Source organism: Nocardia sp. GCM10030253 (genome assembly GCF_042675075.1).
GTDB lineage: Bacteria > Actinomycetota > Actinomycetes > Mycobacteriales > Mycobacteriaceae > Nocardia.
This window is the reverse complement of the sequence record NZ_JBHTDL010000009.1, coordinates 253,157-265,096: the sequence shown is the minus strand read 5'-3', so window position 1 is coordinate 265,096 and position 11,940 is coordinate 253,157. Positions and strand designations below refer to the sequence as shown.

General features: G+C 67.0%; 12 protein-coding genes. 5 read left to right on the top strand and 7 right to left on the bottom strand.

Translation table 11 applies throughout. The features are described 5' to 3' along the window. Positions 1 to 2: 2 nt before the first annotated feature. Positions 3 to 710, bottom strand: a complete 708-nt coding sequence (locus ACFQZZ_RS21870; RefSeq protein ID WP_378683716.1) for a TetR/AcrR family transcriptional regulator C-terminal domain-containing protein — start codon at positions 708 to 710, stop codon at positions 3 to 5. Positions 711 to 763: 53 nt separating this feature from the next. On the opposite strand from ACFQZZ_RS21870, the gene ACFQZZ_RS21865 reads away from it, so the two are divergent. Next, entirely contained in the window at positions 764 to 2,221 is a 1,458-nt protein-coding gene (locus tag ACFQZZ_RS21865; RefSeq protein ID WP_378683713.1) for an MFS transporter, read from the top strand. A gap of 243 nt (positions 2,222 to 2,464) precedes the next feature. Then, complete coding sequence (locus ACFQZZ_RS21860; protein WP_378683711.1) at positions 2,465 to 3,277, top strand: hypothetical protein; 813 nt, start codon at positions 2,465 to 2,467, stop codon at positions 3,275 to 3,277. On the opposite strand, the gene ACFQZZ_RS21855 is transcribed toward ACFQZZ_RS21860, so the two are convergent. Then, positions 3,278 to 3,850 carry a TetR/AcrR family transcriptional regulator gene (locus tag ACFQZZ_RS21855; RefSeq protein ID WP_378683708.1) on the bottom strand — a complete coding sequence of 191 codons (573 nt, stop codon included), beginning with the start codon at positions 3,848 to 3,850 and terminating at the stop codon, positions 3,278 to 3,280. Between the two features lie 65 nt (positions 3,851 to 3,915). Here ACFQZZ_RS21855 and ACFQZZ_RS21850 point away from each other — a divergent pair, with 65 nt between their 5' ends. From ACFQZZ_RS21850 to ACFQZZ_RS21840, 3 genes are all read left to right on the top strand, one after another. Continuing rightward, positions 3,916 to 4,764 carry an alpha/beta fold hydrolase gene (locus ACFQZZ_RS21850; RefSeq protein ID WP_378683705.1) on the top strand — a complete coding sequence of 283 codons (849 nt, stop codon included), beginning with the start codon at positions 3,916 to 3,918 and terminating at the stop codon, positions 4,762 to 4,764. 79 nt (positions 4,765 to 4,843) lie between these two features. Continuing rightward, positions 4,844 to 5,707: a Sir2 family NAD-dependent protein deacetylase gene (locus ACFQZZ_RS21845; RefSeq protein WP_378683702.1), complete on the top strand. Its 864-nt coding sequence runs from the start codon at positions 4,844 to 4,846 to the stop codon at positions 5,705 to 5,707. Positions 5,708 to 5,717: 10 nt separating this feature from the next. Continuing rightward, complete coding sequence (locus ACFQZZ_RS21840) at positions 5,718 to 6,557, top strand: DUF72 domain-containing protein (RefSeq protein ID WP_378683699.1); 840 nt, start codon at positions 5,718 to 5,720, stop codon at positions 6,555 to 6,557. Positions 6,558 to 6,637: 80 nt separating this feature from the next. On the opposite strand, the gene ACFQZZ_RS21835 is transcribed toward ACFQZZ_RS21840, so the two are convergent. The 5 genes from ACFQZZ_RS21835 to ACFQZZ_RS21815 are packed head-to-tail and all read right to left on the bottom strand — an operon-like array spanning position 6,638 to position 11,923. Further along, positions 6,638 to 7,900, bottom strand: a complete 1,263-nt coding sequence (locus ACFQZZ_RS21835) for a cytochrome P450 (RefSeq protein ID WP_378683696.1) — start codon at positions 7,898 to 7,900, stop codon at positions 6,638 to 6,640. 16 nt (positions 7,901 to 7,916) lie between these two features. Then, the gene (locus ACFQZZ_RS21830; protein WP_378683693.1) at positions 7,917 to 9,041 is read right to left on the bottom strand and encodes a hypothetical protein; all 1,125 of its coding nucleotides are present in this window, start codon (positions 9,039 to 9,041) and stop codon (positions 7,917 to 7,919) included. Positions 9,042 to 9,078: 37 nt separating this feature from the next. Next, positions 9,079 to 9,858: an acetoacetate decarboxylase family protein gene (locus ACFQZZ_RS21825; RefSeq protein WP_378683690.1), complete on the bottom strand. Its 780-nt coding sequence runs from the start codon at positions 9,856 to 9,858 to the stop codon at positions 9,079 to 9,081. A gap of 1 nt (position 9,859) precedes the next feature. Continuing rightward, positions 9,860 to 10,660: an SDR family NAD(P)-dependent oxidoreductase gene (locus ACFQZZ_RS21820; RefSeq protein WP_378683687.1), complete on the bottom strand. Its 801-nt coding sequence runs from the start codon at positions 10,658 to 10,660 to the stop codon at positions 9,860 to 9,862. A gap of 18 nt (positions 10,661 to 10,678) precedes the next feature. Beyond that, the gene (locus ACFQZZ_RS21815; RefSeq protein WP_378683684.1) at positions 10,679 to 11,923 is read right to left on the bottom strand and encodes an NADH:flavin oxidoreductase/NADH oxidase family protein; all 1,245 of its coding nucleotides are present in this window, start codon (positions 11,921 to 11,923) and stop codon (positions 10,679 to 10,681) included. Positions 11,924 to 11,940 lie beyond the last annotated feature (17 nt).

Sequence of the window (11,940 nt, the reverse complement as noted above, 5' to 3'; positions counted from 1 at the left end):
GTTCAGGACTGCCGCGAGGTACGCAACCGTGCTTCGAGGCCGTCCATGACGCACAGCAGGCCGAAGTCGAAGGCCATCGCGCGGGCGACAGTCGCGTCGGTCGGGACCGTATTGCGGTAGTCCTCCATCATCTCGGGGTAGTCGTGGCCGACCTGGTCCATCACCTGCATCATGTTCTCGGGGTCGAGGCCGCCTTCGAATATCTTGTCCGCGGTGGTCTCCGGAATAACCTGGCCGAGTACGTAACTCATCACCGTGCTGGTCGCGAGATAGTTGTCCACGCCGGTGAAACCGGCTCGGATGAAGGTGCGGCGCAGTCGGTCGCCGAGGCGGAACGAGTTCGGGCCGATGCTCGGCATCTGGACCGCCATGGGCGCCACCCACGGGTGGGCGAGCATGGTGACGCGCAAGCTGTAGGCGAACGTCGTCACCACTTCGCGCCACGATGCTTCTTCCGGCTCCGGGGTGTCCACCAGGCCCCAGATTTCGTCGAGGACCAGTTCCAGCAGTTCGTCCTTGTTCGCGACGTGCCAGTACAGGCTGGTCGCGCCCGCGCCTAGTTTGGCGCCGAGCTTGCGCATGCTCAATGCCTCCATCCCCTCGGCGTCGAGGAGTTCGACCGCGGCGGTGACGATCTGCTCGCGGCGTAGTCCCGCGGTCTTCGGCTGGCGGGGCTCGCGGGTCCACACCGAGGTGAACTGCTTGGTCATCGGCCAAGCTTAATTCGCTCGCACACCGTTCGATTCTATCGTACAGTGTGCGAGTGGAATCGAACGTTGTACGAGATCCTCGCCGTTGGTGGATTCTCGGGGTCCTGTGTCTGTCCTTGCTGGTGCTGATGATCGACGGCACCGTGCTCAATATCGCTATCCCGTCACTCATCCGCGAGCTCGGCGCCTCACCGTCGGACGTGCAGTGGATCCTTGACGCCTACGTCCTCGTCTTCGCCGGTTTGCTGCTCACCGCGGGCAGTCTGTCGGACCGGTTCGGCAGACGCCGCATGCTGATCATCGGCCTCGCGGTGTTCGGTGCGGCGTCCCTGTTCGCCGTATTGGCCACCGAGCCGTGGCAGGTTGTCGCGGCGCGGGCGGCGATGGGTATCGGGGGCTCGCTGCTGATGCCCTCGACGTTGTCCATCCTGATGACCACCTTCGCCGAAGACGAACGGCGCAAGGCGATGGCCGCCTGGTCCACCGTCTCGATGGTCGGCATCGTCCTCGGCCCGACGCTGGGTGGCTTTCTGCTGCAGCACTATTGGTGGGGCTCGGTGTTCCTGCTCAACATCCCGGTCGCGGCGCTCGCGATCGTCGCCGCGATCGTGCTGATGCCCGAATCGACGGGGGAGCAGCGTCCGGTCGATCTCGTCGGTGTGGTGCTGTCTGTCACCGCGCTCGGTTCGACGGTCTACGTGATCATCGAGCGTGAGTGGAACATCGGGATGATCGTGCTGGCGATCGCGGCGTTCATCGGGTTCACCTTCTGGGAGAGCCGATCCGAACACCCGATGCTGCCGTTGGCGGTCTTCCGCAATCGCGACTTCACCGGCACTGCGCTCACCCTGCTGCTCATGGTGTTCGGCATGGGCGCGATCATGCTGATGCTCACCCAGTACCTGCAGTTCGTGCTCGGCTACGGGCCGATGAAGGCGGGTCTGGCGTTGCTGCCGTATGCGCTGGCCGCCGCGGTGTTCAACGGTCTCGGCGCGACCCTCGGGCAGAAGTTGAGCAATAAGACGCTCATCGTCTCGGGCCTGCTCGTGATGGGGGTGGCTTTCGGCATCCTGGCCCTCGGCACCGGGTACTTCGCGGTCCTGGCGAGCATGATGGTGATGGGTATCGGCGGCGGCCTCGCCGGTCCCGCCGCGTACGCCGCCATCATGAGTGCCATCCCACTCGAGCACGCGGGTGTCGGCTCGGCCATGAACGACACCCTGCAGCAGGTCGGCATGGCGATCAGCATCGCGATTCTCGGCAGCGTCCTCGCCGGCGTGTTCACCTCGAACATGCCTGCGGAGGCCCCGGACGCGGCGCGCGAATCCATCGGCGCCGCTTTCCAACTCGGCTACATCGAACCGGCCAAGACGGCCTTCACAACCGCCATGTCCACCGGCGCGTGGATCAGCGCGGGCTTCAGCATCGCCGCCGCCGTGCTCGGTCTGGTGCTGCTGCGGTCGCGCTCGGCGAAGTCCGAGGAAAAGCCGGAGACGGCGACGGTCGCATAGTACGGTGCCACGGCCGGTGCCGTCCGCCGAATGGCACTGGCCGACACCGGAATCGATTCGTCGCCACAGCTGGGGAATAGCCACTCGCATCTCGTGGACCGCTCGGTTATGCTCCCCTCTGCCTCCTTGTTGTGCGTGTCGGCACATTTGGTCGGGGAGTATCGCGTGTGCGGAACAGTGTCTAGCGTCGGTGTGCGGGACGCGGCCGACGAAATTGCCCCTGATGACGGATTGGAATACCGAATGAGGCTTTGCGACAGCACTGCGGCGGCCGTTCTGGTCATCGGCGCCGTAACCCTCGGCGCCGGCGTTTCCCACGCCGAACCTGCGGCGCAGCCCGACATCACGTACTCGGTGAAGCTAGTCGACAAGGCCGTCGTGACCACCGTGAAGGGTGGCACCTTCGAGCTGTCCAAGGCGCTCGGGGAGGTGCTGGCCGCGGGCGGTGACGCCCGACTGGTCGAGCGGGACGGCAAGCTTGTCGACTCCGCGGGCAAGGCCGCCGACATCGCCGATGTGGTCGATGTTGTCGATCTCGAGGACAGCGCCGGCCACACCGTACTGACATTGCCGCTCGACTTCCGCATCGCCGAAACCGGAATTCCGGTCAAGCCGGTCGTGCAGAAGGACGGCACGGTGCTGGAGTTGACGCCGCAGAAGCCGGAGGGGCTCACCGTCACACAGCCGGTAGCCGTCAAGCCGGTGGCGTCCATGATCGAGAACGAGCGCGCCAGAAACCAATTCGCCAGCCACTTCGGCCTGGCCACCGCGATCGGCGGTTTCATCGGCACCGCCATCGGGGCGACCATCGGTTGTGTGGTCACCATTGCCGCGGGCTGCATCGCCGGGTTCCTCACCGGTGCCACCATCGGCGGGATCATCGGAACCGTGGTCGTCGGTGGTCCCGTGCTCCTTGCCGCGGGTGTGGATCTGGTCAGCACGATGATGGCCGCGGACGGTACGACCCATTGGGCGGACAAGCCGACGCCGGTCCAGGCGCAGCCGGTCCAGCCGGAGCCGACCCGATCGGAGTCGACCCCGGACCAGCCGCGATAGCTACACCGTGTCGTTGACCAGCTGAAACGCCAGGGCTTGACCTGCCGCGCGCAGGGGTTCCGTCGAATGCAGTGTGCGGCTGAGGATGAAGGCGCCCTCCAGCGCACTCAGTAGCGCGAGCGTGAACTGGCGTGCCTGCGTGTCGTCCAACCCTCGGTGCGCGAAATATGCGGTTCCCCGGACAACCCACGAGTCGAGGATTTCGGCCGCGACCGCACGCAGCGCCGGTTCGCTGTCCGCGATCTCGCCCGCAATCGTGACGACCGGGCACATATTGATCCAGCCTGCCTGTTCCATCTGCTCGCCGGCATCCGTGAAGGCGGCGGTCACTGCCTCGCGCAGATCCTCGTGCGGATCCATCAGCAACGGCAGCAGCTGGATGTAGGCCGCGCCCGCCGCGCGCAGCGCCTCGGCCGCGATCTGCTGTTTGCCCTGAGGAAAGTGGTGATAGAGCGAGCCCATCGGCGCACCCGCCAGCTCGCTCACCTGCTTCACGGTGGTCGCGCCGTAGCCCTGCGTGCGCATCAGTTCCGCCATCGCCGTGCGGATTCGTTCCCGGGTGTTGGTTGACATCTTCTCGGCCACACCGTAAGACTAGAGCAAATGCTCTAGAGCGACTACTCTAGCGGAGGTGCGAGATGCCTGAAGTCGATATTGCCGCTGGTCGAATCCACTATGTCGAGCGTGGCGATGGCCCGCCCGTAGTGCTTCTGCACGGCCTCTTGATGAACCACACCGTGTGGGACAAGGTGATCGACCTGCTGCCGAGCGGGTTTCACTACGTGCTGCCCGACCTGCCGCTCGGCGCCCATCCGGCGCCGATGAATCCCGACGCGGACCTCTCCCTGCGCGGACAGAACCAGATCATCGCGGGCTTCCTCGACGCGCTCGATCTGCGCGAGGTGACGCTGGTGCACAGCGACTGGGGTGGGGGACTGTTCCTCACCGCATACGGTCTCGATCAGCGTGTCGCCCGGCTGATCGCGCTGCCGTGCGAGGCATTCGACAACTTCCCGCCTGGGCTGCCGGGAAAGATGGTCAAAATCGCGGTGTCGATTCCCGGCGGGATCGCACTCGCGTTGCGGCAGTTGCGGATCCGACTCTTGCGCGACTCGCCGCTGCTGATGGGGCTGATGGCGCGCAAGCCGCTGCCCGACGACCTGGTGCGCGGTTGGACCGAACCCGCGCTGCGCGACAAGGGGATTCGGCGAGACTTGCTCAAATATGCCAAGTCGGACTTCCTCGGACCCGAACTGATCGCGAATACCGAGGCATTGCAGCACTTTTCCGGTGACGCCCTGGTGCTGTGGTCGTCGGCAGGAAAGGTGATGCCGAGGAAGCACGGTCGTCGGCTCGCGGAGTTGCTGCCCAAAGGCAAGCTCGTGGAGCTCGATGATGCCTACGTCTTGTCCATGCTCGATCAGCCCGAAGCGGTTGCCGCGGCGATGGCGGCATTCCTGACCAACCAGCGGACCGGAGCAGTCTGAGGCGTGGTCAGCCCGGCCAGTTCACCGACGCCCGGTGCGAGCGGGGTGTGGTCAGCCCCGCCGCCGTACTCTGATTGCCATGTCGGTGATCTCGGAACCGCGCATCGACGCGGACTTCGACCGGCTGCTCGAGCTGCTCATGGGCCGCCGGGTGGCGGTGCTGACCGGTGCCGGTGTATCGACCGACAGCGGCATTCCCGACTACCGCGGACCCACCTCACCGGCCCGCAATCCCATGACCTACCAACAGTTCGTCGGTGATCCGGTCTTCCGGCAGCGGTACTGGGCGCGCAACCACATCGGCTGGCGTGCGATGGATGCCTCGCGTCCCAATCCGGGGCATCGCGCGCTGGCCAGGCTGGAGTCGCTCGGCGTCGTCACCGGTCTGATCACCCAGAATGTCGATCTACTGCACACCAAGGCGGGCCACCGCCGCGTGATCGACCTGCACGGCACCTACGCGCGCGTGCGCTGCCTCGGCTGCGAAGCCCTCATCTCCCGCATGACGCTGGCCGAGCGACTGGAAGCGGCGAACCCGGGTTTCGCGGCCGATGCGAAGGCCAGCGGCGTCGAAGTAGCACCCGACGCCGACGCGGTGATCACCGATACCGACAACTTCCGCATGGTCGACTGCGAACGCTGCGGCGGCATGCTCAAGCCCGACATCGTGTACTTCGGCGAAAATGTCCCCAAGGACCGCGTCGCGGCCGCCTTCGACCTCGTCGACAATGCCGAGGTCCTCTTGGTCGCGGGTTCCTCGCTGACGGTCATGTCAGGCTTGCGCTTCGTGCGCCACGTGGCGAAACACGCACGGCCCGTTGTCATCATCAACCGGGGCAGGACCCGCGGTGACGAGTTCGCCGCGCTCACGCTGGACGTCGGCTGCTCCGCCGCGCTGACCAGGCTGATGGACACGGCGACTGCTGTCGGTGGCCTGCGTTAGCGTCGAAGACATGCGGCTTCATGTGGGATGTGCGATGTGGACGCACGCCGCTTGGCAGGATCGGCAGCCGGTTGCGGGGGAGAAGTTGCGGTCGTATGCCGAGTGGTGCAATGCGGTGGAGGGAAACACCACCTTCTACGCGACGCCGCAGCGGCGGACGGTGGAAGCGTGGGCCAAGCAGATCGGGCCCGATTTTCGGTTCGTCGTCAAGTTGCCGAAGTCGGTCACCCACGAGCGCAGGCTGGCCGGTGTCGATCAAGAAATGCGCGCATATCTGGACGCGATCGAGCCGCTCGGGCCGAGCGCGCACGCGCTGTGGGTGCAGTTGCCCGGCTCTTTCGGGCCGACCGATCTCGGGGCGCTTGCCGGGTTCCTGCGCAGACTCCCGCGCTCGTATCGGTCTGCCGTCGAAGTCCGGCATCCGGCGTTCTTCGAGAACGACTCAGCCGCACGGCAACTGGAAAGTGTGCTCGGTCGTGTCGACGCGGAGTGGATACCCTTCGACACGTCAGTACTTTTCGATGGCCCGGCGACCAGCCCGGCCGAGTACGAGGCGCGATCGAAGAAGCCACGCCTCCCGCGCCGGACGCGGGCACTCACCGAGTTCCCGATCGTTCGCTACCACGGTCGCGATGCGCCGGAGCGCACGATCGAGGGCTGGCGGCCGTGGCTCGATACCGTCGTCGACTGGTTGCGCGAGGATCGATCGCCAACAGTTTTCATCCATACCCCGGACAACGCAAGCTCTTTGGACCTCGCGCGCCGGTTTCACGATGAGGTGCGGGCGCGACTCCCGGAATTGGAGCCGCTGCCCGAGCCGCAGCCGGTCGAACCGATGACCCTTTTCTGACGGGCGATTCAGTTTTGTTGCTCGGGACCGGGATGTGGAGTGGCTCGATCCTGGCGGGTACGCCTCGGATCACCGGCCGGTTAGATCGGGATGATTTCGCTGTAGGTGACCGGGATTGTGGCGGGGCCGCGGAGGGTTAAGTGGTCTCGGTATGGTGGCGGGTCGTCGGTGAGTCGGGGGTTTACGACGCGGCGGGCGAAGCGGGTGATGGCGATGGCGGCTTCGCGGCGGGCGAGTGGGGCGCCGAGGCAGAAGTGCTGGCCGAGGCCGAATGCGAGGTGGCGGTCGCCGCGGGCGGGGTTGAATCGGGTGGGGTCGGTGAAGACGGTCGGGTCGTGGTTGGCGGCGGCGATGAGCATGATGGCGAGGTCACCGGCCGCGATGTCGATGCCGGGCAGCCGGATGGTGTCGCGGGCGATGCGCGGGATCAGTTGGACCGGTGGGTCGTAGCGCAGGCTTTCCTCGATCACCGATTCGGCGAAGGCGGGGACGGTGCGGAGTATCGCGAGGTGGTGGCGGTGATGTAGCAGGGCGAGGGCCGTGTTGGCGATGAGGTTGACGGTGGTTTCGTGTCCGGCGATGAGCAGTAGCGCGCAGGTGGCGATGAGTTCGTCGTGGGTGAGGGCGTCGCCGGATTCCTCGGCGGCGATCAGTGCGGACAGCAGGTTGTCGCCGGTCTGGGTGCGGGCGCGGCGTACGAGTTGTTCGAAGTAGTCGTGTAGTTCGTTGTTGGCGCGGACCAGTTCGGCTGGGTCGGGGCGGCTGCCGGTGACAGTGGCCGAGACCGGGTCCAGAGTGCGCGCCAGCAGGGTCGACCACTGCCGGATCTGGGGTTCGTCGGCGAGCGGGACGCCGAGCAGTTCGCAGATCACCGTGATGGGTAGCGGGTAGGCGAGATCGGTGACGATATCGAGCTGCCCGTGTTCGGCCGCGCGGTCGAGGGCGGCGTCGGCGATGGCGGTGATGCGTGGTTCGAGCCCGCGCACGACGGCGGGGGCGAAGGCTTTGGCGACCAGCCGCCGCAGGCGCGTGTGGTCGGGTGCATCCAGGAAAAGCATCGAGGCGGTGCCGGTGAGCTCGCCGGAGAGACTTCCGGCGAGGTCGTGAACGGGCGTGGGGCCCAAGGGAATCGATGCGTGGTGGCGGTCCACACTGGCCGCTCGGTGACGCAGCACGGTCGCGCAGTCGTGGTAGGACGACAGCACCACGACCGGTGTTTCGCCGAGGCGGGTGGGTCCGTGCTCACGGATGCGGGCGTAGAGGGGGTATGGGTCGGCGCGCTGCGCCGGATCCAACAGTTGAGCGAAAAAGCCGGGGCCGGGTGCGCGTGTCGTGGTCGTCATGGTTGCGCCGAAGAGATCAACCGTGCCGGATGGCGCGGTGGGTGAAGGTGGGTGTGGTGCCGGGATTGAGCAGCCCGCCGGTCAGCTCGCTGGAGGGGAAGAACTGCAGGAAACGCGAATCTTGCTGGGACACATCGACAATCATCTTTTCGATGACCAGCGAGTTGTACTGCTCATAGGTGGTTTCGATGGTGTTGGCGTTGAGGATGACCTCATGTCCCCAGGACTTCGCCGCATGCGCCAGACCCGGGATGCGGGACCGCTCCGGAGTGAGACATTCGGTGGCGATGGCGTTTTCACTGATCGCCCAGATACCGGTGTCGGTATTGAGTACCAGCGACTGGTTGCCCATGGCGTGGCCTGGGGTGGCGATCAGCGCGACGCCAGCGCCCAGCAGCACGCTGCCGTCCAGCGGCAGGATCTTCTCCGGCGGCAGGTCGACGAAGGTGGTGGGCTGGTACCAGGGCCGCTGGAAGGGATGCAGGTCGGCCATGGCCTCCAGTTCGTCACGCTGGGCCAGCAGTGTGGCGTTCGGGAACGCCGCCGTCACCGGTTTGTCCGGGCTGATGTCAGGTTGCGGGCGGGTGGTGCCCAGCCAGCGGCGCACGTCCTGGGTGTGCAGGTGGTCGAAGGCGAGGTAGTCGACCTCGGCCGGATCGACCCCGGCACGGCGGCACGCGGTCAGGACGTCGGTGTGCTCGTGGACGAACAGGTTGCGCACCGGGCCGGGCGTATAGCGCTGAAGTTCGGCGAAATATGGTGTGTAGGAATCGAGTTCGTGATCGCTTGGCTCGAACAGCAGAGTGTGGCGGGTGCCGTCGGTCTCGGTCCAGCGCACGATCAGCATGCGGTTGCTGATGGTGAGGAACGGTGTCGGGCTGATGGCGGCGCGGAACAGCCCGTAGCGGGTGGGGTACGGGAGCGCGATCAGATCGTGGGTGCGCACCGAGTCCGGGCGGCCGGTGGCGGCGAATTCGCGGCGGAATTCCAGTGCGGCCGTGCGGCATGCGCGCAGCCGCGCACCGAAGCCGCCCGGTGCGGTCAGCGCCTTGTCGAAGGTGTCGATACTGGGGAACGGTGCGGTGGTGGCCGGTCGCGGGATGGCGACCGGGTCGGTGGCGAGGCGGTCGGCGATGCTCATGCGAGCCTCCTGGAGGTAACGGTCGGGGAAACGGCGGTCACAGGATCCGAGGCCGCATGTGGGTCAGGGTGAACAGCGGGGTCAACGGGCGCAACGGAATGGGCGGCACCCATACGCCCAGCAAATCGACGCGGTGCAGCCGCGCTTCGATCACCCGGCCGATGCCCATCTGGTCGAGGGGATCGCGCTCGGAGCCGTGGACTTCCAAGCTGAAGTCCTCGATCCGCCGGACCTCGACCACGCTCTCGCGCGGGGTGAAGGCCACCAGCCAGGACGGGAAGATGCCGGTGAAGCCGACGACATTGCGGTGCGGGCGGGCCAGGATCGGCGGTGGCTCGGCGATGATCTCGCCGAGCCGTCCGACCATGGTGAGCAGCTTGTGCCCGCGGCGGGTTGCCTCGGCGCGGATCTCGGTGTCGGTGAGTGTCCAGTCGACCTGCCCCAATTTCTTCGGGTAGCCGAGCAGTTCGCGGCCGATGATCAGGGCGACGTCGTCGTCGAGAATCATCCACGGGCAGTGGATTCCGGTGCCCTGCAGGGTTTTGATGTGCACGAAGAGCCCGGCCTCGTGGTAGCCCGGCGATTCGAAGTTGTTGTCCGGGAAGAAGGCGGTGAACACCTCGGCGCGTGCCGGTTCGGCCAGCTGTACCCCGGCGGGCAGCCACTGCTTCATGCGTTCGGGATCGATGTCGACTGTGGCGCTGAAGTAGTGGGCGTCGCGGTAGAGGCTGCGGCGCGGATCGCCCAGCGCCAGCAAGCGGCGCAGATCGGTGCCGAGCGAGCGGCCGACCGTACGGATGGCAGGTTCCCAACCCATGTCAGGTGACCTTTCGATAGACGGTGCGCAGGATCGGGCCGATCAGCGCGCGCGGGGCGTACTGGCCGCTGACGGTCTGCACCTTGGCGAAGACGCCCGGGACCACGCGGCGGCGACCGGCGGTCATCCCCGCGATCGCTTCCGCCGCAGCCTGTTCCGCGCTGACCCACAGCGGGCCCGGCACCATACGATTCAGGTTCGGGACCTCGGCCGCCTCGGCGTATTCGGTGCGCACCGGGCCCGGCGCGAGCAGTGTGCACTGCACACCGGTACCGGCGAGCTCGCCGTGCAGCGATTCGGCCAGGGTGTTGGCGAATGCCTTGGACGCGGCGTAGGTGGCGTTGTTCGGGCCGGGCTGGTTGCCCGCGGTGGATCCGGTGATCAGGATCGCGCCCGCACCGCGCTCCACCATGCCTGGGAGTACGGCCAGGGTGAGGTCGTGTACCGCAACGGAATTCAGTTCGACCTGCTGATGCTCCCGGGCGGGGTCGGCGGTGGCCAGCTCACCGTAGGTGGCGAAACCGGCGTTGTTGCACAGCACAGCGATATCGCGGTCGGCGAGCTCGTCGCACAGTTTCGCGCGCTCGCCGCGATCGGACAGGTCGACGGCGCGGATCTCGGCCTCGACGCCGTAGCGGGCGGCCAGCCGGTCGGCCAGCTCGCGCAGCCGATCCTCGCGGCGGGCCACCAGAATCAGCGAATATCCGCGCCGGGCAAGGCCGTCGGCAAGCGCGGTGCCGATGCCGGAGGAGGCTCCGGTGACGACGGCCCGCGTGCCGGGGGCGGGAGTGGGCAGGCTCATGGGTTCGCTCCTCGGCGATCAGAATTGGGTGAGCGCGCGAGCGGTCACGGTGGTCCCGGCGGCGGCCAGGGTACGGACTGCGCCCGGCCCGCTCACCTGCTTCTCGCCCGCGGCGATGCTGCGGAAATTCGCGGCGTGCCAGGCGAGTTGGAGGTAGGAGTTGATCGGTGTGGCACCGGGCAGCGGGACGCGTGGTGCGGTGGGCAGCACCTGCGGTTCCTGGGTACCGGCCAGCAGGGCCCCCGCGATATCGGGCTGTACGGCGAACGGCCGGCCCAATCCGATCACGTCGACCGCGCCCTGAGCCAGGACGTCGTTGATGAAGTCGAGGGTGCGGATGCCGCCGGTGAGCATGAGCGGCATCCGTGAGCGGGCGCGCAGATCCTCGGCGTAGCGCAGGAAGTACGCTTCGCGCTCCCGCGTGCTGTCCTGCACGACACCGGTCATGGCGGGGGCTTCGTAGTTGCCGCCGGAGATCTCCAGCAGGTCGATCCCGGCCTGTCCCAGGGCGAGTGCGACATCGAGGGATTCGCTTTCTTCCAGCCCCCTGCGCTGGAAGTCGGCCGAGTTGAGCTTCACCGAGAGAATGGCGTTGGGGCCGATGGCCTTGCGCACGTCCGCGACCACCTCGAGCAGCAGGCGACAGCGATTCTCGGGGCTGCCGCCGTAGCGGTCCTCGCGCTGGTTGGCGATCGGCGAGAGGAACTGCGACAGCAGGTACCCGTGTGCGGCGTGTACCTGCACGCCGGAGAAACCTGCGGCCACAGCGAGTTCCGCGGTGCGCGCGTAGCGGCGGCGCAGGTCGGCGATATCGTCGAGCGGCAGTGCCCGTGGCTTGCGCAGATTGAATCCGATCGCCTGTGGACGCAGCGCCGACGGGCCGACCGGGCGCCGGTGCAGCGGGCCCACCGCCACGCGGCCCGGGTGGTTGATCTGCATGACCATCACCGCGCCCTCGCGCGATCCCGCGCGCGCCCAGTTGCCGACGGCCTCGAGATGCCGGTCGTCCTCCAGCGTCACATTGCGCGGCTCGACGTAGGCGCGGCGGTCGATCATGACGTTGCCGGTGATGAGCAGACCGGCGCCACCGCGGCCCCAAGCGCTGTAGAGCCGGGTCAGTGTCTGGCTGGGCGAGCCGTTGATCGCGCCGAGTTGTTCGCTCATCGCGGCCTTGGCGATGCGGTTGGGCAGGGTCACGCCGCAAGGCAGGGTCAGTGGACTGCCGACGGCGATGATGCGGGGTGCGCGGTACTTGGGTGGCATGGGGGACTCCTGGTGTT

Bases quoted from the DNA above. Each gene is read 5' to 3' on its own strand.
- ACFQZZ_RS21820 (WP_378683687.1), bottom strand. From the start codon at position 10,660: ATGAGCCTGCCCACTCCCGCCCCCGGCACGCGGGCCGTCGTCACCGGA.
- ACFQZZ_RS21825 (WP_378683690.1), bottom strand. From the start codon at position 9,858: ATGGGTTGGGAACCTGCCATCCGTACGGTCGGCCGCTCGCTCGGCACC.
- ACFQZZ_RS21860 (WP_378683711.1), top strand. From the start codon at position 2,465: ATGAGGCTTTGCGACAGCACTGCGGCGGCCGTTCTGGTCATCGGCGCC.
- ACFQZZ_RS21850 (WP_378683705.1), top strand. From the start codon at position 3,916: ATGCCTGAAGTCGATATTGCCGCTGGTCGAATCCACTATGTCGAGCGT.
- ACFQZZ_RS21840 (WP_378683699.1), top strand. From the start codon at position 5,718: ATGCGGCTTCATGTGGGATGTGCGATGTGGACGCACGCCGCTTGGCAG.
- ACFQZZ_RS21830 (WP_378683693.1), bottom strand. From the start codon at position 9,041: ATGAGCATCGCCGACCGCCTCGCCACCGACCCGGTCGCCATCCCGCGA.
- ACFQZZ_RS21835 (WP_378683696.1), bottom strand. From the start codon at position 7,900: ATGACGACCACGACACGCGCACCCGGCCCCGGCTTTTTCGCTCAACTG.
- ACFQZZ_RS21855 (WP_378683708.1), bottom strand. From the start codon at position 3,850: ATGTCAACCAACACCCGGGAACGAATCCGCACGGCGATGGCGGAACTG.
- ACFQZZ_RS21815 (WP_378683684.1), bottom strand. From the start codon at position 11,923: ATGCCACCCAAGTACCGCGCACCCCGCATCATCGCCGTCGGCAGTCCA.
- ACFQZZ_RS21870 (WP_378683716.1), bottom strand. From the start codon at position 710: ATGACCAAGCAGTTCACCTCGGTGTGGACCCGCGAGCCCCGCCAGCCG.
- ACFQZZ_RS21845 (WP_378683702.1), top strand. From the start codon at position 4,844: ATGTCGGTGATCTCGGAACCGCGCATCGACGCGGACTTCGACCGGCTG.